At 41.4% G+C, this 18,862-nt stretch carries 19 protein-coding genes and 1 riboswitch; of the genes, 8 read left to right on the plus strand and 11 right to left on the minus strand.

Going from position 1 to position 18,862, the window contains the following annotated elements; translation table 11 throughout:
- The first annotated feature begins 122 nt into the window (after positions 1 to 122).
- Positions 123 to 482, plus strand: a complete 360-nt coding sequence (locus LKJ51_RS00250) for a DUF1304 domain-containing protein (protein ID WP_434737658.1) — start codon at positions 123 to 125, stop codon at positions 480 to 482.
- A gap of 99 nt (positions 483 to 581) precedes the next feature.
- Here the strand turns inward: LKJ51_RS00250 and LKJ51_RS00255 are convergent, their stop codons facing one another.
- The 6 genes from LKJ51_RS00255 to LKJ51_RS00280 form a co-directional block, all read right to left on the minus strand.
- On the minus strand, positions 582 to 2,552 hold the full coding sequence (locus tag LKJ51_RS00255; RefSeq protein ID WP_291978461.1) for a cation:proton antiporter: 1,971 nt from the start codon (positions 2,550 to 2,552) through the stop codon (positions 582 to 584).
- Between the two features lie 30 nt (positions 2,553 to 2,582).
- On the minus strand, positions 2,583 to 2,921 hold the full coding sequence (locus LKJ51_RS00260) for a DUF4870 domain-containing protein (protein WP_291978462.1): 339 nt from the start codon (positions 2,919 to 2,921) through the stop codon (positions 2,583 to 2,585).
- 44 nt (positions 2,922 to 2,965) lie between these two features.
- Complete coding sequence (locus tag LKJ51_RS00265; RefSeq protein ID WP_291978474.1) at positions 2,966 to 3,619, minus strand: energy-coupling factor transporter transmembrane component T family protein; 654 nt, start codon at positions 3,617 to 3,619, stop codon at positions 2,966 to 2,968.
- A complete protein-coding gene (locus tag LKJ51_RS00270; RefSeq protein ID WP_291978463.1) occupies positions 3,603 to 5,003 on the minus strand; it encodes an ABC transporter ATP-binding protein in 1,401 nt (466 codons plus the stop codon). The genes LKJ51_RS00265 and LKJ51_RS00270 overlap by 17 nt, the downstream gene beginning before the upstream one ends.
- A 3-nt stretch (positions 5,004 to 5,006) precedes the next feature.
- Positions 5,007 to 5,564, minus strand: coding sequence for an ECF transporter S component (locus LKJ51_RS00275; RefSeq protein WP_291978464.1), 558 nt, complete (start codon positions 5,562 to 5,564; stop codon positions 5,007 to 5,009).
- Positions 5,565 to 5,628: 64 nt separating this feature from the next.
- A riboswitch (TPP riboswitch) is annotated at positions 5,629 to 5,718 on the minus strand.
- Positions 5,719 to 5,767: 49 nt separating this feature from the next.
- On the minus strand, positions 5,768 to 6,724 hold the full coding sequence (locus tag LKJ51_RS00280; RefSeq protein ID WP_291978465.1) for a nucleoside hydrolase: 957 nt from the start codon (positions 6,722 to 6,724) through the stop codon (positions 5,768 to 5,770).
- A 121-nt stretch (positions 6,725 to 6,845) separates the two neighbouring features.
- On the opposite strand from LKJ51_RS00280, the gene LKJ51_RS00285 reads away from it, so the two are divergent.
- The 5 genes from LKJ51_RS00285 to LKJ51_RS00305 all read left to right on the plus strand — a co-directional run bounded on the left by LKJ51_RS00285 (position 6,846) and on the right by LKJ51_RS00305 (position 12,040).
- The gene (locus LKJ51_RS00285; RefSeq protein WP_291978466.1) at positions 6,846 to 7,850 is read left to right on the plus strand and encodes an NAD(P)/FAD-dependent oxidoreductase; all 1,005 of its coding nucleotides are present in this window, start codon (positions 6,846 to 6,848) and stop codon (positions 7,848 to 7,850) included.
- Positions 7,851 to 8,477: 627 nt separating this feature from the next.
- Complete coding sequence (locus LKJ51_RS00290; protein ID WP_291978467.1) at positions 8,478 to 9,116, plus strand: L,D-transpeptidase; 639 nt, start codon at positions 8,478 to 8,480, stop codon at positions 9,114 to 9,116.
- A gap of 23 nt (positions 9,117 to 9,139) precedes the next feature.
- Positions 9,140 to 10,375, plus strand: coding sequence for a D-alanyl-D-alanine carboxypeptidase family protein (locus LKJ51_RS00295; protein WP_291978468.1), 1,236 nt, complete (start codon positions 9,140 to 9,142; stop codon positions 10,373 to 10,375).
- A 275-nt stretch (positions 10,376 to 10,650) separates the two neighbouring features.
- Positions 10,651 to 11,679 carry a lipoate--protein ligase gene (locus LKJ51_RS00300; RefSeq protein ID WP_291978547.1) on the plus strand — a complete coding sequence of 343 codons (1,029 nt, stop codon included), beginning with the start codon at positions 10,651 to 10,653 and terminating at the stop codon, positions 11,677 to 11,679.
- Between the two features lie 13 nt (positions 11,680 to 11,692).
- Complete coding sequence (locus tag LKJ51_RS00305; RefSeq protein ID WP_291978548.1) at positions 11,693 to 12,040, plus strand: glycine cleavage system protein H; 348 nt, start codon at positions 11,693 to 11,695, stop codon at positions 12,038 to 12,040.
- Between the two features lie 94 nt (positions 12,041 to 12,134).
- Here LKJ51_RS00305 and LKJ51_RS00310 read toward each other — a convergent pair whose 3' ends face one another.
- Genes LKJ51_RS00310 through LKJ51_RS00325 form a run of 4 tightly spaced genes read right to left on the minus strand, consistent with a single transcriptional unit; the run spans position 12,135 to position 15,116 of the window.
- The gene (locus tag LKJ51_RS00310; protein ID WP_291978549.1) at positions 12,135 to 12,773 is read right to left on the minus strand and encodes an ABC transporter permease; all 639 of its coding nucleotides are present in this window, start codon (positions 12,771 to 12,773) and stop codon (positions 12,135 to 12,137) included.
- Positions 12,766 to 13,536, minus strand: coding sequence for an ABC transporter ATP-binding protein (locus tag LKJ51_RS00315; protein WP_291978550.1), 771 nt, complete (start codon positions 13,534 to 13,536; stop codon positions 12,766 to 12,768). The genes LKJ51_RS00310 and LKJ51_RS00315 overlap by 8 nt, the downstream gene beginning before the upstream one ends.
- Positions 13,511 to 14,161: an ABC transporter permease gene (locus LKJ51_RS00320; protein ID WP_291978551.1), complete on the minus strand. Its 651-nt coding sequence runs from the start codon at positions 14,159 to 14,161 to the stop codon at positions 13,511 to 13,513. The genes LKJ51_RS00315 and LKJ51_RS00320 overlap by 26 nt, the downstream gene beginning before the upstream one ends.
- Before the next feature lie 55 nt (positions 14,162 to 14,216).
- Positions 14,217 to 15,116, minus strand: a complete 900-nt coding sequence (locus LKJ51_RS00325) for a glycine betaine ABC transporter substrate-binding protein (protein WP_291978552.1) — start codon at positions 15,114 to 15,116, stop codon at positions 14,217 to 14,219.
- 133 nt (positions 15,117 to 15,249) lie between these two features.
- On the opposite strand from LKJ51_RS00325, the gene LKJ51_RS00330 reads away from it, so the two are divergent.
- Both LKJ51_RS00330 and LKJ51_RS00335 read left to right on the plus strand, forming a co-directional pair.
- Positions 15,250 to 15,708, plus strand: coding sequence for an Rrf2 family transcriptional regulator (locus LKJ51_RS00330; protein WP_291978553.1), 459 nt, complete (start codon positions 15,250 to 15,252; stop codon positions 15,706 to 15,708).
- Complete coding sequence (locus LKJ51_RS00335) at positions 15,708 to 16,562, plus strand: SDR family oxidoreductase (protein ID WP_291978554.1); 855 nt, start codon at positions 15,708 to 15,710, stop codon at positions 16,560 to 16,562. Before LKJ51_RS00330 ends, LKJ51_RS00335 begins: the two co-directional genes overlap by 1 nt.
- Before the next feature lie 85 nt (positions 16,563 to 16,647).
- Here LKJ51_RS00335 and LKJ51_RS00340 read toward each other — a convergent pair whose 3' ends face one another.
- On the minus strand, positions 16,648 to 18,780 hold the full coding sequence (locus LKJ51_RS00340; RefSeq protein WP_291978555.1) for an LTA synthase family protein: 2,133 nt from the start codon (positions 18,778 to 18,780) through the stop codon (positions 16,648 to 16,650).
- Positions 18,781 to 18,862: the final 82 nt, after the last annotated feature.

An 18,862-nucleotide genomic window follows, 5' to 3' on the forward strand; every position in this document is an offset into this window, starting at 1 on the left:
AGTCCCTACGAACGCTTTTTGACCATGTCGCCTAGATTGCTAGCTCAAGGAAAGCTAAGACAAAACAATCTCAGCCATGTTATAGTAGAAATTAATAAAATTAAGTAGGAGAGAATCAAAAATTGGGAATCGCTTTTGAAATCGTCACAGTCCTCATTGGAATTGAACACTTAGGAATTATGTTGTTGGAGATGTTTGCTCAACCGGGAAAGCAAGCCAAGGCATTTGATATGGAAGAGTCATTTCTTCGGCAAAAGGCAGCGAGAGTATCAATGGCAAACCAGGGAATCTATAACGGAATGCTTGGATTATTATTAATTGTCAGTCAGTTTATTTTTACGGGGATGACAGCAATTATGGTTGGTCGTTTATTATTACTCTTCGTTGCGGTGGTTGGCTTATATGGTGCATTGACTGCTACAAAGAAGATCTGGCTATTTCAATTTATTCCAGCAGTGATTGGGTTAATTTTATCCTTATAAAAACGAGACTTAAAGGTATGATAAAGAATCAACCTTTAGGCCTCGTTTTTAATTGTTTAAGAAAAATTTGTATGTAGTAATTCCTATTTTCGTTCTCTATTACTCCATTGATTGAACCATCACGAGTTCATCAATTGAAATATGTTCATTGAGGGCGTTCGCAAGAGATTGCGATAATGTCCCATCCACAAGACTTTGTTGAACGTAGGAATGCTCAAGTTGAAACGCTTCGACAAAAAGGGCATTCATCCGATCGGCATCAATGCTAGTGTCACGAGTGAAGAAGTGGGCACGTTGAAGGTAAGCTCGCCGAATCATCGTAATTTCGTTAACGTTTTGTGTAGTCTGAACTGTATCAAGATACTTGTTAACACGATGACTGAGAAGGTTAAAAACGTTCCTAAAAGATAAGAACTGGTCTGGATGCAACTGATTTTGCTCAAGGTGCCGTTGATGCAACGCCTGAATTTTAACGTTTCGGTGGCGAATAATCCGCCATTTAATCCGGTGAATAACGGTTGAAACGAAGGACATGAAAGTGTGGTTACTAGTGTTATAAATTGAACGGGCAACGATCCGTGAATACCATTCTGCTTGCCGTTCCGAAATTTTCTCTTCTTCAGCCAGTTGTTCAATAATTTCTAGTTCTAACTGGTGGGCTTTACGGGCGATCTTTTCAAAAACATCCGTATTTATGCGGTGGTATTGGGTCATTTGACTGCTTAACTGGTCCATAATAATTGCCCTTTCGGCTCGATCTTCGGTGTTCGATTTTAACTCGGTAATTGCATACTGAACCGTCTTAACTAAGGCATCATGAAATTCGGCCTTGCTATAATCATTTGCTTTTCGCGGAAGAATTAACGGAAAGGCAACTGCACCAACGATAATGCTAATGAGAATTACTAATGCCGAAATGAGAATAATTGAGTTACGGAAGGCAAACGATTTACCACTGACTAAAATTGGTAGTGAAAAGGCTAACGAAAGTGTGATAGTTCCATGAACACCACCAAGGGCAAGCAACCAGCTATCACGATTTACTTTTTCCTTTGAGGAGTGAAGGTTGACTATCCGCCAACGTGCCCATGCATACCGAAGAATAAGCATCACGAGGAAGAGGCCGCAAGCCAAACCGATTAGCTTTAAGAGATTAGTGGGTGTTGTTCTACCAATTACTTGGGGAATTAATAATCCCAGAAGAACGAAGACAATTCCGTTTAGGGCATCACTAACAATTGACCAAATCATCTTTGTTGCCATTTGAACCTTAGCAGAGGATAATCGTAACCGGTCATAGAGAATACTATGGACAACACCGGCAGAAACTACCGCTAAGATGCCGGAGAAGTGACATTCTTCGGCTAACCAATAAATGACAACTGGTGTCATAACGTTAATCGGAATCACGATTGAACCAATGTCGACGTGTTGGCTCATTAATTTCATTCGGAGACTAATTAAAAGGTTTCCTAGAATTGCCCCAAAGATGATCCCGCCAAAAAAGACGTAGGAGAAGTACCAAATCCCGTGAGTAAGAGAAAAAGCACCGGAAGTAAAAGCAGCAAGCGCCAAGTCTAACAGGACGATTCCTGATGCGTCATTAAAAAGCGATTCGACTTCCAGAGTAGTATTAACATTTTCGGGCATAGTAACGTTAGTGGTTAGTGATTTTACCGCAACAGCATCGGTTGGTGTAATGATTGCAGCAAGCATAAATGCGAGCGGTAGGGTGAAAGTCCTTGGAAAGGTAAGGTGTAAGGCTGCCCCGATAATAATTACCGCAACTAGCGCGAAGCCAACACTTAATGACAAAATATTTTTAACGTTTTTTGATAGGACCTTGAACGATTGATTTTGCCCATCATTGAACATTAGTGGCGCAATAACAACCATCATGAATAATTCTGGGTGCATCGTAAAATCAGTGGCGGTCGTTGGCAGCGATGCCATTAAAATTCCGGCAACAATTTGATAGATTGATAGCGGGATCTTTGGGTAAATCAGGTGAATGATATTGGCGGCAACAACAGCAGTCAGTAATAGGAAAATTGTAAAAATAGTATCCATTTACTTACTCAACTCCTTTATAATGACTGCTTATTCTCGACCAAGAAGGACCTTTACTGCCATTGCGATGTTGTAGACATAGAGAAGCAGTGCAATTAGTAAGGCAAATGTTAAAAGAACCCCGCTGAATGCCCCAAGGTTAACAACCATCGAATGCCAAGCTGCTACGCTAATAAACAGGAGGGCAAAGATAATGTAGATTAGTGGGAAAATCTGGCTCCAGAAAGCAAACTTAGCTTGGCGCTTAACCCATGGATTCTCTGGTCCGGCGACGATCCAAACAATTAGTGGGAAGATTACCGGAAGGAAGAGAATACTGAGGTATGAAAGGGCCCCAATAATCCGTTTCGATAAACTGATATTATTCATATTAAAAAATCTCCAATTCGTTTTTCTTAATTATGCATGATCTATTACGGGAGTGCAATTAGGAGAATTTGCAAAACAACCATGCTGATAATGAGGATCGCCCAGTCAACCCAGCGCAGCGGAATCAAGGTAGCATAGGTTCGTGGTCTTTCTTCACGAAAGCCGTGCGTTTCCATTGCTTGTGCTAGTTGGTCTGACCAACGAATCGCTGAGAGGATTGCTTTAAAGTAGAGGGTTGGTGACCACCAATGAAGATCAAGCCCCCGCATTTTTCCCGCGACTTTGATTGTGCTAACGTTTCGCTTGATTTGCGGTAGGATATTTAGGGCTGCGAGAGTACCATAGGCAAATTTACTTGGCAAATGGCAATTTTGCTCTAATGACCGGACAAGAGTTAATGGGGAGGTAGTAAAGGTCATTACACCACCAGCAAAAACGTAAACGTAGAACCGACTTACCATGCTCCAACCGGTGAGCCAGTCATGTCCAGCACCATAGCCACCAATGGTAATCAGGACGGCAATTCCCGGAATTAACGGGATTAGCATTAGCCAGCAGAACTGGTGCCAGGTTAGTTTATTGAAAATGAGAACAATGAAAAGACAGATAATCAGAATTAAGTTAACGAAGAGACGGTTTGTAAAACTGATCTCAAGTGAAATTAGAAGGAGGAGTAATAATTTAATGCTGGGATTCATCATGCAGTCCTCCTTGATACGAAAGTTGATGATGGTTAAGGACAAGGTGGTAATCAATAAAACCATTCAAGTAGTCTAATTGGTGACTTACGATTAACAAGGTTTGGGGAAATTGTTGCCGGCTTTGTTTGATGACGGTAAGTAATTTTTGTAATGATTTGTGATCTAGCCCCGTAAACGGTTCATCCATCAAGAGAAGTTTGTGTCCCATCATTAACATCACCAGGTTTTGGATGAGCTTTCGTTGTCCACCGCTTAAAGAGTAAACGACCCTGTTGCTAATATCCGGTAATCCCACCATTGATAAAATTGCTTGTGGCGTTTTTCCTTTAAAAAAGGGATTTTGCCCATTCTCGGTACTTAGAGATAGTTCCTCACCAACGGTAACGTTTAAGAACTGTTGGTTAGTTTCTTGAAATACTAGGCCAACTTGAGAATAGTATTTCCCGGGAAATGTTTTCTGAATATTTCTGCCAGCGTATGTTATTTTTCCCGAATAGTGGGTGAGCTTTGCGATAGATTTGAGTAATGTTGACTTTCCTGCACCGCTAGGACCGGTTAGTAACGTAACTTTATTAAGGATAAAGTCTAAATCAGTGGGTCCTATAAGGGTGTTACGATTACGGATAACAGAATAATCTTTGAGTTCTACAATCGGCTGGGCTGATGCTTCTGGAACGCTGGTAGTTATTCTATTAGCGTGGGTACGATTAGCGCTTTTTAAAAGTTGCTGGCTGTCTTGTGGTGAAAGTAGCTCGGCTTTTTGATTATGAAATTGGACGACAAGTTGACTGAAGTCTTGGTAATTATGCAGATCGTGATCGCTTATGATAATTGTGGTCCCGTTTTTCTTCTGCAATTTAGTTAACTTTTGCAGGATAAACTGTCGGTTTCCTTCATCAATATTAGAAAAAGGCTCATCCAACAAGATGATATCTGCCTTCATTGCGATCGTTACGGCCAAAGCAACTCGTTGAAGCTGACCACCAGAGAGGGTAGTAAGCTTTTGGTTGGCAACCTCTTGTAAGTTAACAAAATTCAGGGCGGTGGTTACTTGATTGCTGATTTCTTTGTGAGGAACTTGAAGATTTCCGAGAGTGAATTCCAATTCATGCCGGGGAGTATCCATCGTAAACTGCATGGTGGGATCTTGAAATAGCATCCCAATTCGTTGCCCTTGGGGAAGGTTGACTTTTCCAGAGCAATCACCACCGTATTTAGGCAGCAGTCTCGCAATTAACTTTAACAAGGTCGTCTTACCACACCCAATTGGGCCACTTAATAAGATTGACTTATGAAGTGGTAATTCAAGTGAAACATCATTAAGGATTGGCTGTCCCTTTTGGTATGCAAATGTGAGGTCCTGAATAATTATTTGTTCCATTATCTACCTCGTGAGAACATGACTACGGTTTAACAAGTTAATGATTAATTTGACCAGGATGCCGGTGAAGAAGAACATGGAGAGCCAACGAACGATCAGCATCACAATCAGCATTGAAAGCGGAAAGTGACTATACCCGTTACGGAACCAATCCCAGGAGAAGGTGAGAATTGTGGTTGTGGTTGCGGATAGAAGCAAAGTAATCCAATTGTACATTTTATATAAGGTTAAGGTGAAGCCAAGTTCAGTCCCGATTCCTTGAACCAGTCCAGAAAGAAGCGTTGTTACACCCCACTGATCACCGAGGAGCATTTCCACAATGGCACTTAAAAATTCGCCGAGAAATGATGCACCAGGTAAACGGAGCATAAAAGCGGCTAGGGGACCAGCCATGCACCAGATTCCTAGTGTAATATCGTTAGCCATTGGGCCGTACCCAAACGGTGTCAGAATGATCGTTAGACCGTTATAAAGCAGGCCAGTTGCAAGGTAGATCACCCCAAAGACGATTCCGATAATTGCTAAGAGAATAATATCCTTTAAATGAAATTGACGAAACATAATGAATTTCCTTTCTTGGGGAAAGAAAAAGGACCGTGACAAAGGATGTCATGGTCCCTTAAATGGTTGATTAAAAACGCGCTTCCTTCGCTAGTATTACCTAGACAGGTTCGATGGGTCTAATCTCAGCCAAGTGGCACCCCAGACATAATAAATATTTTCAACTTAATCATACAACAAAAGTCATTTAGTGAACAGTCCAATTAGTGATTAGCTAAAATCTTAGTTAAATGTTCCATAAAAGTAGGAACGAACCGTTTCTGATCAACGTTAATGGCAACTTTAACGTTTGGTTGAGGCTCATTAAGCCGTGCTTTATCGCCAATTGTCCGAGCATAGTTATGCTTCTCTGTTACAACCTTCATGGGAAGAGCAAGGGTGGTGACAAACGAAGGATCAATGGCTACCCCAACCGCAAGGGGATCGTGAAGTGCACACCCGTGTTGATCAATTCCCAGATTGGCGTATGCATTAATGTAGAAGTCAGTGAGATCGGCATATGCAGTTCCAGATTTAGTCCCGAGATCCCGCCACACCTGTGTTTCTTTCTTTGTAAGGAGGGTTCGCAGTGTTACATCAAGGCCAACCATTGTAATTGGTAGTTCACTGGTAAAGACTTCGTTAGCAGCTTCAGCATCTTGATTAATGTTTGCTTCGGCAACGTCGCTAACGTTCCCTTCAACCGTCAGTGCACCGCCCATTAGGGTAACGTTACCAATTAAATGACTAATTTGCGGATCCTTATGCAACGCAGCAGCAAGGTTAGTTAGCGGACCAGTAGGAACGATGATCAGATCCTTGTTGTATTGGTGGGCCGCCTCAATAATAAAGTCGATTCCGTCCGTTGTTTGCACTTTTTGAGTAGGTTCAGGGAGACTAATATCACCAATTCCGTTGTTCCCGTGAATTTCTTTGCTAACTTGCATTACGGTAAAATGATTAGTCGTACTTGAATGTTCCATCCCCTTAAAGACGGGGACTTCTTGGCCTAATAATTCGAGCAGTTGCAGAGAATTTTTGGCGGTTTTGTTAAGCAGGTTATTGCCATAGGAAGCGACAACACCAATGAGGTCAACATTGGGAGCTGCAATCGCATAGGCGAGGGCTAATGCATCGTCAACGCCAGTATCGAGGTCTAGGATCATCTTTTTAGTGGCCATGTTAATTCCTCCATTTGAGTAGCTTTATGTTAATAATAATTAAACGATAAGTACACTGCAATTTTATTTTTAATCAAAATCAATTACAATAGTGAAAAAGCAAAGAGAGGAGCTAGCGCAAATGGCAAAAATGTATGACATTACAATTATTGGTGGAGGTCCAGCAGGGATGTTTGCTGCCTTTTATTGTGGTTTACATGAATTGAATGCTCAACTAATTGAGAGTTTACCCCAGCTTGGTGGTCAGGTTAATGCCCTCTATCCAGAAAAGCAAATTTGGGATGTCGCGGGGCTTCCCGGGGTTACCGGCCACGATTTAATTGAACATTTGCAGAAACAGCTTGCTGTGGCACCGATCGATCAATTTACAGGCGAGACGGTTGAAGATGTTGTTAAAGAAGCCGACGGGACGTTTACGATTAGGAGCGCTGGACGTGTATCTCATTCTCGGGCAATTGTGATTGCGTTAGGAAACGGTGCATTTAAGCCACGAAAATTGGCACTTGAGGGTGCTGATGATATTGAAGGACAACAACTTCATTACTTTGTTACTCACCGCAATGACTTTGCCGGAAAACGTGTTGCGGTTTTAGGTGGCGGTAATTCAGCAATTGATATCGCATTGATGCTGGAGCCAGTAGCCGAAAAAGTGTCACTAATCCACCGTCGTGATCAGTTCCGGGGGATGGAACATTCGGTATCCCTCTTGAAAGAATCAAGCGTGGATCTTGTTACGCCGTTCCTACCGAAGAAGCTTCAAGTAGAAGATGATCAGTCCGTTACGCTTAGCCTAAAGAAAATGCGAAGTGATGAGATGACGCAGTTAAATGTTGATCGTCTTGTTGTTAACTATGGCTTTACATCAAATAACGCGGCTCTTGAACAATGGTCATTAGATTTGGCGGCAGAGAGAAACCTGATTAAAGTCGACTCGACAATGCAAACGAATATTGAAGGTGTTTATGCAATTGGGGATGGTGTTACCTATCCCGGCAAAACCGCACTAATTGCCACCGCATTCGGCGAAGCCCCCACCGCCATCACCGCCCTTGCCAAACAACTCTACCCAACCAAACGAATGGCGATGCATAGTTCATCGATGAGAGTGCGAGCCGCGACGAATTAGCCACCGAGTACTAAGGAATCCCGGACGATGATTGCTTGACAATCAAGGACGGGATAGTTAGACGGAGGTGGCGGTCGCGGCGAGCAGATCTTGGCTATGATGCAGTAGAAACCATTAGTATCTAACATTCCCAATAAACCAAAAGAAGCAACCACAAACTAATTTCTAACTTATTAGTTTATAGTTGCTTTTTAGTTATTTACGAGAACCTTTCGAGAAGGAGCTTAAACAGGTAACAGATGTTAAGGAGAAACCAGAACTTGAAAAAGACTCCCCACGTAATAATTGCTAATTGAAAATGCAAAAGATCGTAGAGCAAGACAAGAAAAATAAAAAGTATGTTTCCCCTGAAAATATCTTTAGACCACTTGTGGGTAACGGTGTATGTCCATAACTTGTTGAAAAGATTGTTAGTGTTTTGCATAGATTGTCCTCCAATCAAATTAAGTTAGCACAGATTACCGCAATAATGAAAAAGAAAACTGCAGTCAAATAAGATATTTTTAATTCTTGACGCATCTAATTACCACTCACTCTCCGTTGAAATATAATTGATTATCTAACAGTCTATAATATAATAGAAATGATTTTATTGATAGTCGAATTAGAAGGGGTAAGTTAAAATCAATGAAAAAAAGTAGATACGTTATTTACGCACTATTCTGCCTAATTATTGCAATGATCGAGCTTCACTCGAGCCTTAATACTAAAGCTGATCAGAGTACATCTTCCGCAACGGTCACGAAAAAAGTTGCCCAACAACAAAAGACTTCTTCAAATAGTAAGATGCGGACGCCAATTGATTGGCAGAAGTCTTCAGAGACCAAGGCGTATCCTGATGTAAGCAAGCTCAAACATTTCTGGATCAAAGTTGATCTAAAGGCAAACAGGACCTACTTGTACGACGGCAAACATGTCGTTTATACGATGTATTCTACCGGTGGTATTTATAAGAAGGATCCGAAAACAGGTAAAATGAAGAGTATGACACCAACTGGTACTTTTTATGTTCAACAGGAGCGTGGCGACAGTTTTTATAATGCCCGTTTGAAAGAAGGAGCAAATTACTACACTTCATGGCTGAATCATGGTGAATACTTGTTCCACAGTGTGCCAACAAATTCAGATGGATCCTATAATAAAAAGGAAGCTGCTAAGTTAGGAAAGTCAACAGGTTCACATGGTTGTATTCGGTTATCGGTAGCAGATGCTAGATGGATGGAAGAAAATTTACCAGTGGGGACAAAGGTTGAAATAGTTGGCTAAAAGCAGCTGATTGGAGAATAAAAATGAAAAAGATTATCGCTTTTCTTTCGACAATACTATTGGCACTTTGCTGTTTTATGGTTAAGCCACAAACAGTATCGGCAGCTCAAACAATTGATGCTCGGTCAGCAATTATGATTGATGCTGATACGGGGCAAATCATTTACCAACAAAACAGTGAGGAAAAGCTCCCCATTGCTTCAGTTAGTAAGTTATTGACAGTAAGTGTGATTGAAGATGAGATTAATCACCACCAATTATCTTGGAACACCAAGGTTAAAATCACGAAGCCGATCGCTGATGTTTCCAATGATTCTAATTATTCAGCAATTGGATTACAGGCAGGACAATCATATACGGTTCGAGAACTTTTTAATGCGACCCTGATTAAGTCCGCTGATGGGGCTGCATTAGCTTTGGCAACAGCTGATGGTAGCACAATTAAGCAGTTTAATCAGAAAATGCAAAAGAAAGCTAAGCAAATGGGGATCACGGATGCCACAATTGTTAATCCCGTTGGCCTAAAAAATGGTGATCTAAAAGGGCTAAAGCAAAAAGGAATCAAGAATAATGCCGAAAATGCCATGACCGCACGAGACGTTGCCTTAATGTCGCGTTACCTGGTTAAACATTATCCAAGCGTCCTAAAGGTTACCAGCCAACCAAAGGCTCAATTTATGATTGCTAAGGGAAAAACGAAAGATGTTGAGAACCTCAACAAGATGCTTCCCGGTGGTAAGTACACAGTGGATAATGTTCAAATTGACGGTCTAAAGACAGGAACTTCTGACGCAGCCGGTGCTTGTTTCGCAAGTACGGGAATTTATCAGGGGCACCGTTTAATTACTGTTGTTCTTCACGCTAACGGTAAGGATAAAGATGCACGGTTTACCCAAACTCAACAGCTGTACCAATACTTTATTCAAAATGCTCACCAGCAAGTCCTCACGCTTAACAAAAAGCAGTCACAAAAGCGAGTTTCCAACGGTACTAAACGGATGCTAACAGTGGGTCCACACTCATTTACAGTTTGGCAAATGCAAAAGACCGCTCAGTTCACAATTCAGCCTCGATACTATAAGCATTTAACTAACCGAAAAGCTCGGTTAAACGCCCCCGTTAAGAAGGGCGAACGTCTTGGCACCATTGCCGTTACCGGCTCCGATATCAGAACTGTCGACAATAAGCCCCTTTCCGTCCCTCTCCAAAGCACCGAAACCATCAACCGCGGTAATCTTTGGCAGAGGTTGTGGAATTAAATAGAGTGTGAAGCCGTTAAAACCTTCCGGTGGCTAACGATTTCTCCACCGAACGGCGTCTTGCCGTCGGAGGTGGAGGTCGTTAGCTTGAGGAAGGTTAGGCTGAGCACCTTTCGACCTAGTTGCAGTAGAAACATATAAGTAAAAATATAGAGTCGTTTAACAAGACTGTATTGCCTTGATAAACGACTCTATATTTTTTATCTACTATCTTAATTCATAAATATGCAGTAAAATGTAAGCGTAATCTATTTTGAGCTTAAGGGGTGGCATATATGTTTTTTATTGATACAAGTTGTAATGGTAAGCCAGTACATGATGCAATTGTTAATCAATCATTGGATAATTATTTAATTAACGATCTTAGACTTAAGGGCCACGGTCTGATCTGTTATATAAATCAACCCTCAGTTATTATCGGTGTTAATCAGAATGCCTATGCTGAAATTGATTTGCCATACCTGAAGAAACATAAGATTCAATTAGTTCGTCGTTCGAGTGGTGGCGGTGCCGTTTACCATGATTATGGTAACTTGGTTTTTGAAAACATCATTATTGGTGATGATGGACATTTCGGAGACTTTCACCGGATTGGCGATCCAATTGTAGATGCTTTGCACGACTTAGGAATTAAATCAGCTGAAGTTCGTGGACGAAATGATATGGCAATTAACGGTAAGAAGTTTTCGGGGATGGCAATTGTCAAGGCTGATGATGCATACGCTGCCGGTGGAACCATAATGTTTGATTTGAACATGGAAGCAGCTAATGAAGTATTGACTCCCGAAAAGGATAAGCTATCTTCTAAGGGAGTTAAGTCCGTTGATGCTCGAGTTACTAATATTAAGCCGTACCTTCCAGAAAAATACCAAGATTGGACAACCGAGGATTTTAAGAACTATCTTCTCTGTCACATGTTTGGTGTTGATTCAATGGATGATGTTGAGACCTACCATTTAACTGAGCACGACTGGACTATCATTGATCAACGATTAGATTCTAAATACCGGACTGATGAATGGAATTATGGTAAGAACCCCGGCTTTAAGCACTATGTTTCTAAACACTATCCGGTTGGTACGATTGCATTTAATTTTAATGTAAGAGACGACCAAATTACTGAAGCAAAAATTTATGGTGATTTCTTTACTGCAGGTGATCCACATAAAGTTGAACAAGCTTTAGTTGGCGTAAAAATGAATGCAACAGAAATTGAAAGAGCACTATCAAAAGCAGATTTGGATGTTAATTTAGGTCATGCTGATCCGAGTGAGTTGGCTCAATTAATCTTATCTGCTGACTAAAGGAGGAATTGCTATGTGGGAACGATTGGTTAAGTGGTTTAAGAAATTATTAGGTAACGCACCAGAGATTCATCGTGAAGAAAATGGATTATGGTGGCAGAAAGAACAAAGTACGGTAAAAATTGGGCTTGATTCTAAAATTATTAAAGAATTAGGAAGTATTACCTTCTTTGATACTCCACAAATTGGTGAACAAGTTCAGAAGGGGGATCAGCTGATTGATATTGAAGGTGGTAAAGCCGTTGAAACATTTAAATCGCCATTTGGTGGTAAGATTGTTGATGTTCGATCAGAATTTGAAGATAATCCTTCACTACTAAGCGGTAAAACGGATCCAGCCTTAGTAACGGTTGAAATCTAAAAATATTCATCTAAATAAAGATCACCAAAGCCAGCCAACGAATCTATTTCCGATCCGTTGACTGGCTTTTAATTAACCAACTAAATGTAACTAGTTATGCTTTCAACACCCGACGCCAGCGATGGGTGCAAGCCCGCTCAATCAGCCACAGAATACCAGCACAGCCAAGTGTTAAGACCATTGTTAAGATTGTTCCCCATAAAATTGGCACAACTTGCTGACCCTGTAGTCCTTCAAAAAGTAACTGGCCTAAACCACCAGCGTTAATTGTTGCCACAATCGTTGCCATTGCCATGGTTGAAGCAAGGGCAACTTGGAGTCCACTAAAAATTGCTGGTAGGGCTAACGGAAATTGAACTTTCCAGAAAGTTTGCCGACTAGTCATCCCCATTCCCGAAGCAACCTCAACTAGTTGGGGATCAACGCCTTGAATCCCGGTGATAAAAGAACGGAGTAAGACATATTCTGCATAAAGGGTCAAGACAATGATTGCAGTTCTCATCCCTAAGCCCGATAGTGGTAATAGCAAGGCAAAAAAAGCAAAACTGGGAATTGAATATAAGAGGGAAAAGAAATAAGTCAGACCGCTTAACCAGCGTTCGTGATGCAAGCACAGTAAGATTACAATTACCGCAATTATTAACGCCGCACCAAGAGCTGACAAAACAATTGTTAAGTGTTGCTGCATATCTTCAAGCATGGTTGGCCAATTAGCATTCCAATAATCACTCATCTTGTTCCCTCCATAGCTCTTGGTTTTGTCGGACCGTGCCAAGGAGCTTCTTAACAAAGGGCGTTGCCGGATGGCGAACAATTTCTGCTGGGCTAGCAAACTGTTCAATCCGTCCCTGGTGCATTACCATTACCCGTTGGCCGAGGAACAAGGCTTCATTAATGTCATGAGTAACAAACATGAAAGTTTTATCGGTTAGTGATTCATGAATTTGTTTGATTTCACCTTGTAATTCTTCCCGGGTCAAGGCATCGAGGGCGCCAAAAGGTTCATCGAATAGGACGTAGGACGGGTTAGTTGCTAAGGCGCGGGCAACGCCGACCCGTTGCTGCTGCCCACCTGACAATTGCGTCGGATAGCGGTTAGCATATTCATTCGGGTCTAACTGCACTAGCTTCAGTAACTCTTCGACCCGCGCATTGATTCTGGCTTGATCCCATTGTAATAACTTCGGAACAACCGCAATGTTTTGAGCAATTGTCATATGGGGAAATAAGCCGATTTGCTGAACCACGTAGCCCATATGACGCCGTAACTTAACTAAATCCAGCTGGTTAATGTTCTTTCCATCAATCAGGATTTCACCAGCACTTGGCTGCCATAAACCGTTAATCATCTTAAGGGTCGTCGTTTTCCCTGAACCAGATGTTCCGAGGATCGTCACGAATTCGCCCCGCTTAATTTGGAAGCTTAAATCTGGAAGTACCAGATTGTCGCCAAAACGTTTTTGAACGTGCTTAAATTGAATAGTTGCTTCTGTCATATGTCCGTACCTTTCTAATTAAAAAATCAAAGCCAAGCATTGCTAGTAAGGATAAAAAGGCAACGCTAAGGGCACCGATAACAACATAGGTCATATCGTACAAACCCAGTCCCGTAAAAATCAAAGTTCCTAACCCGCCAGCACCAATATAGGTTGCCAGCGTTGCACTAGCGATAATTTCAACAAGGGCCAGCTTAATCCCGTTCAAAATATACGGGAGGGCCAGCGGAATTTCGATCTGCCGCCGTAGCTGCTGTTGATCCATCCCTAACGCTGTCCCAACTTCTTGATAAAGAGGACTGACCTCATTAAAGCCTAAAATCGTATTGATTAATAATGGCGGTAAGGCCAAGACAACTAAGGCAATTAACGCCGGCACAAAGCCGGTTCCAATAAACGGAATTAGCAGGAATAATAACGCCAAGCTGGGGATAATCCGTAAAACCTGGGCAAAGGCGACACAAAAGCTCGCCACAAACTTGATTTGCGAACCAAGGTAGCCTAATGGTAAGGCAATCACCATTGAAATTGCTAGTGCTGCGATGGTCAAGCCGAGGTGTTGACCAACGTAATGCCAATATTGGCCACTATTTAATTGAAAATACTGAATTATCTGAGCTAACAAGTTATCACTCCTTACGAAAAAAGGTGATGAACGTATCCCATCACCCTGTTAAAACTTATTTCATATTATCATTATACCAATTCTTAGCGACCGTCTTGTAATTTTGACCATCGACATTTACCTTTTTGTTTAAGGCAGTTAACTGACTAGTTGTCAGCTTGGCATCAACCTTATTCAAGGCCTTCTCCATCTTTGGGTGACTCTTAGCAACTTTTTGGTTGACTACCGGTACTAAGTTATATGGTGGCCAAATATTCTTGTTATCCTTAATCAGGGTAAATTTACTGGTTGCTAATTGACCATCAGTAGTTGAAACAGGAGCCGCTTGGGCCTTGCCCTCTTCCATAATCTTATATAGTAAGTTAACATCATAGTCCTTGATCGACTTAAAGCTAAATTTACCATAGACCTTATTCATTTCCGGTAAGGCATCAGCCCGTTTTTCAAATTCGCCCTGGGAGGCAAAGTTAATCTTTGGGGCCTGCTTTTGTAACTGGCTAAGGTTAGTAATATGGTACTTTTTAGCAACTTTGGTCGGCATTGCAACCCCCTGCCGGTTATCTCCTGGTGCATACTTAAAGGTCGTTAAACCATCTTTTTTAATTCCTTGACGGGCCATTTTTGCCATTTGAGAAGCGCTCTTACCAGTACCTTTCTTTTTTAGGTAAGCTTCAACAATTGTCCCAGTATATTCAGGATACACATCAACTTGGCCCTTTTGGGTGGCCTTGAAAATAACATTATTGGCAATATTAGGTTTACGGGTCACCTTATAGCCAGCATGCTCCAAGGCTAGGGTATAAATCTCACTAACGGTTTTACTTTCCGAAACGTTTTTCGAGCCAACGATAATCGGTTTATTACTAGCTGCACTCGCCATTGTTGGCATTAGGATTCCTAATAATAAGGTAATTGCCCCTAGGAAGGGGAGAATAATTGATTTTTTATTTCTCATTTCTAACTCCTTTTGTAACTTCATTAGTTTCAATTAATGGTTTTAAATTACTACTTAATAATTAATGTGTCAAATGTTAAAGTTGACTATTTGTAACTTTAACTGTTACAATAGCTATCAAAGGAATGATAATATGAAAATTTCAACACGTTTTAGTGATAGTATCCATATCCTCGCTTTCATTGATATTTACCAGGGAATTATTCCCCTAACAAGCAATAACATCGCCAGTAGTATTGAGACTTCGCCGGTGGTTGTCCGCCGGTTGATGAGTACCCTTAATAAGGCCGGATTAATTAATACTACTCACGGAACGGCTGACCCAGAATTAGCCAAGGCAACGAAGGACATTTCATTATATGATGTTTTTCTGGCGATTGAAGGGGATGCCCCGTTGTTTGCAATTGACGAGCGGACAAACCCGCAATGTATCGTTGGCGGCAATATTCAGGAAACCTTAAATGAATACTACCACCAGGCTGAAACCGCTGCTAAGGCTAAATTAGCGGCAACCTCACTGCAAGATATTATTGATACCATCCGCGTAAAACAAGCGCGGAAAGAAGCATTACAAAGAAAGAAGCAATCATAATGAAATACATCATCACTGGTGCGACCGGTCACCTCGGTCAACACGTTGTTCAACAACTAAGTAAATTAACTGCTCCCCAGAATATCCGGGTAGGTATTCATAATCCTGCTAAAGCAAAGAAGTTTGCTGATGCTGGATATGAGACTGCCGCAGTTGACTATAACGATGTTGATTCAATGGTTAAAGCATTTCAAGGAACTGACGTTGTAATCTATATTCCTAGCATTACCTACCAAGTTAAGGATCGAATCGATGAATTTGAAAATTCCTTAACTGCGATTCAGCGAGCTGGTGTACAAAATATTGTTGATGTCAGTTTTATTGCGGATCAACCAAATAATCCCTTTCAAATGGCTGGCTATTATGCCTATCTTCCTGCACGGCTAGCTAGTTCTGGCTTGAATTATGCGGTGGTTAAGAACTCACTGTATGCTGATCCACTCGTTCCTTACCTTCCAGAATTAATTGAACGGCACAACGTCATTTACCCGGTAGGCGATCAGGCAATGAGCTTTATTTCGCGTCAAGATAGTGCTGAAGCAATCGCTAACGTGGCTGTTAAACCATACCTGCGAGACAAGGAGCAAAATTACCTGTTGACGATGTCGCAAAATTACTCGATGGCAGAACTTAGCCACATCATGACCAAGGTGACTGGTAAACAAATCGGCTACGCTCCAGTTAGCGTTGCCCGCTTTGCCGAAATCTATCAGGATGAAGGTGACGGCAGTGAATTAGCATCAATGTATCAGGCAGCCGCCATGGGACTCATGGATAGCGTCACTAATGACTTCGCCCATATTACTGGACATCAGCCCCAAGATATGGAGAAATTCCTTACTGAAAACTATTAGTAACAGTCAAAATCTAAATTAAAAAGCTGAACTGCAATCGAACTGCAGTCCAGCTTTTTTGATCCTGTAACATATTAACCAGTCATTACTTATTGTTTCCATCCGGGTTAGTGATCTTAATCCGGTTAGAATCAGTAGAAGAGTGGTTTTGTTCAGGAGCATCGGTTGTGTAATCGTCAACGGTAGAACGGTTACCATTCTTAGAGAAGATACTGGTTGATTTATTTCCCAATTTCTTCTCAATTCGTTTCTCCCGCTTAAGACCGTTAGAGTAGTTATAGTTTGCCGGGTTAACGGCTTTAAAGCCCTTTGGGTGGTAGAAGCGAAGGAGGTTCTTTTCGTTTAGAGAATCGGAAAGAGATAGTTCGGTATTAACAAATTCGCGATCCTTTTTCAGCCGTTTCTTTTGCTTTTCCGTTAATTTCGCGATTTTACCAGTCTTATTATCATAAATTGTCCCGCCAATGTTAGAGAAACGCGGTGTAACAAAATCACGATTTCGGAAGGCGACTACTTGGTTATGGTGACTTGAGAAAAGATCGGTACCAAATTGAATATACCGCTTTGTACTAATTCCAAGAAGGTGAAGGAGAGTCGGCAGGACGTCAACTTCACCGCCATATTGGTGGTAAATTCCACCATGACTACCGGAACCAGGAATGACAAACATTAATGGAACCCGTTGTAACTGACTATTATCAAAGTCCGTCCAGTCATCAGGATTCCTGTCGAGGGCGGTTGCCAGTGCCTTGTTTTCTGAGTTGGAAATTCCGTAATGGTCACCATAGATCATTACTACAGAGTCCTTATCAAGCCCGGTCTTTTGCAAGTAGGCAAAAAACTCAGCTAGTGATTGGTCCAGATAGTGTGCCGTGACAAAGTAATTATCGACCGTTGTGTTTCCAGTATTAGTTGTCTGGAAGTTTGGATCCTTATCTTCATCATCCAAACTGTACGGGAAGTGGTTAGTAACGGTGATGAACTTAGTGTAGAACGGTTGTTGGAGATTCTGCAGGTAGTTAACTGAGTTCTTGAAGAGGAGCTTATCCTTCAATCCGTAACCAGTGGCCTTATCACCAGAGGTATCGTAGTAACTAGCATCGAAGAAGTATTGGTAACCAAGGTTCTTATAGACGTTATTCCGGTTCCAGAAACTAGCAACGTTACCGTGGAAGACGGCACTAGTGTAGCCAGCTCGTTGGTTAAGGATTGCCGGTGCACCTTGGAAAGTATTATCACTTCCTAGAGTAGCAAAGAGCGAACCCTGTGGAAGACCAAATGTACTCGTTTCAAGCATGTTTTCGGCATCACTGGTCTTTCCTTGACCGACTTGGTGGAAGAAGTTATCGAACGCGTAGGTATCCTTACCGTGATACAAGGAATTAAGGAAAGGAGTAACCTCCTGACCGTTAACTTTTTTATCAATTAGGAATTGTTGGAAACTTTCCAAGTGGATAACAATAACGTTGCGTCCCTTAGCGATTCCAAACATCTTTGGATTTGGGGATGCGTAGTGCTTATCAGTAAATTTTTTGACTTTAAGCAGCTCAGATTTAGTAGCACTTTGGCGCATCTTACTAATATGCTGTGACTTCACAACATCATATCCAGTAAAAGCATCAATTCCTAAGTACTTAACAATGTATGTCCGATCGAAAGTTCGCGTAAGTAATTGTGGGCGACTCATTTCGGCGAATGAAAGGTTAATACCAAAGAGAGTCAGTGACATTGAAGTGAAGGCAAATGCTAATTTACTGCTAATGGCTCGGGGATCGAAGTGAATTTTCCGCATCAGCATTAAAATAATGATGATGACAATATCAAGCCAGTAGAAGAGATCGTGAACATTAGTTAGGGCTAAAGAACTACCGCTTAGTCCCTGGTTGACTTTTGAATAACCAGTCATTGTGGCGATCGTCATAAAGTCAGTAAATTCACGGTAGTAGATCACATTGAGATACAGTAAAAGTGTATTTGCGATGTCTAGTCCCATTAGAACCGGGTAGAAGAATCGGGCACGTTTGAAATAAAAAGCAATGCTGTAAATCAATGCGGTTACTGGTAGTGGATTAATAAGCAGAATCAGGTACTGAAAGATCCCTTCTGCCCCTAATTTGAAATCAGTAAAGTAAGCAAATAATGTCTTTAACCAAAAAAGGACTACTAAGAGGGTGAAGAACCCAATCCTAGTGTCCACAAATTTGCTTAGTTTTTTCATTAGGAATGTTCCTCGCAATCGAGATTTAATAGTTAATCAATGCTAGCAAAACTAGCAAATCAACAGCCATTCTATCATAGAT

The sequence above is a fragment of the Limosilactobacillus sp. genome (assembly GCF_022651205.1).
GTDB lineage: Bacteria > Bacillota > Bacilli > Lactobacillales > Lactobacillaceae > Limosilactobacillus.

What these genes read in the sequence shown, in the direction of transcription:
- LKJ51_RS00310 (WP_291978549.1), bottom strand. Translation starts at nt 12,773, where the DNA reads ATGAGTGATTATTGGAATGCTAATTGGCCAACCATGCTTGAAGATATG.
- LKJ51_RS00335 (WP_291978554.1), top strand. Translation starts at nt 15,708, where the DNA reads ATGAAATACATCATCACTGGTGCGACCGGTCACCTCGGTCAACACGTT.
- LKJ51_RS00260 (WP_291978462.1), bottom strand. Translation starts at nt 2,921, where the DNA reads ATGAATAATATCAGTTTATCGAAACGGATTATTGGGGCCCTTTCATAC.
- LKJ51_RS00275 (WP_291978464.1), bottom strand. Translation starts at nt 5,564, where the DNA reads ATGTTTCGTCAATTTCATTTAAAGGATATTATTCTCTTAGCAATTATC.
- LKJ51_RS00290 (WP_291978467.1), top strand. Translation starts at nt 8,478, where the DNA reads ATGAAAAAAAGTAGATACGTTATTTACGCACTATTCTGCCTAATTATT.
- LKJ51_RS00255 (WP_291978461.1), bottom strand. Translation starts at nt 2,552, where the DNA reads ATGGATACTATTTTTACAATTTTCCTATTACTGACTGCTGTTGTTGCC.
- LKJ51_RS00300 (WP_291978547.1), top strand. Translation starts at nt 10,651, where the DNA reads ATGTTTTTTATTGATACAAGTTGTAATGGTAAGCCAGTACATGATGCA.
- LKJ51_RS00265 (WP_291978474.1), bottom strand. Translation starts at nt 3,619, where the DNA reads ATGAATCCCAGCATTAAATTATTACTCCTCCTTCTAATTTCACTTGAG.
- LKJ51_RS00315 (WP_291978550.1), bottom strand. Translation starts at nt 13,536, where the DNA reads ATGACAGAAGCAACTATTCAATTTAAGCACGTTCAAAAACGTTTTGGC.
- LKJ51_RS00305 (WP_291978548.1), top strand. Translation starts at nt 11,693, where the DNA reads ATGTGGGAACGATTGGTTAAGTGGTTTAAGAAATTATTAGGTAACGCA.
- LKJ51_RS00325 (WP_291978552.1), bottom strand. Translation starts at nt 15,116, where the DNA reads ATGAGAAATAAAAAATCAATTATTCTCCCCTTCCTAGGGGCAATTACC.
- LKJ51_RS00295 (WP_291978468.1), top strand. Translation starts at nt 9,140, where the DNA reads ATGAAAAAGATTATCGCTTTTCTTTCGACAATACTATTGGCACTTTGC.
- LKJ51_RS00285 (WP_291978466.1), top strand. Translation starts at nt 6,846, where the DNA reads ATGGCAAAAATGTATGACATTACAATTATTGGTGGAGGTCCAGCAGGG.
- LKJ51_RS00340 (WP_291978555.1), bottom strand. Translation starts at nt 18,780, where the DNA reads ATGAAAAAACTAAGCAAATTTGTGGACACTAGGATTGGGTTCTTCACC.
- LKJ51_RS00330 (WP_291978553.1), top strand. Translation starts at nt 15,250, where the DNA reads ATGAAAATTTCAACACGTTTTAGTGATAGTATCCATATCCTCGCTTTC.
- LKJ51_RS00280 (WP_291978465.1), bottom strand. Translation starts at nt 6,724, where the DNA reads ATGGCCACTAAAAAGATGATCCTAGACCTCGATACTGGCGTTGACGAT.
- LKJ51_RS00270 (WP_291978463.1), bottom strand. Translation starts at nt 5,003, where the DNA reads ATGGAACAAATAATTATTCAGGACCTCACATTTGCATACCAAAAGGGA.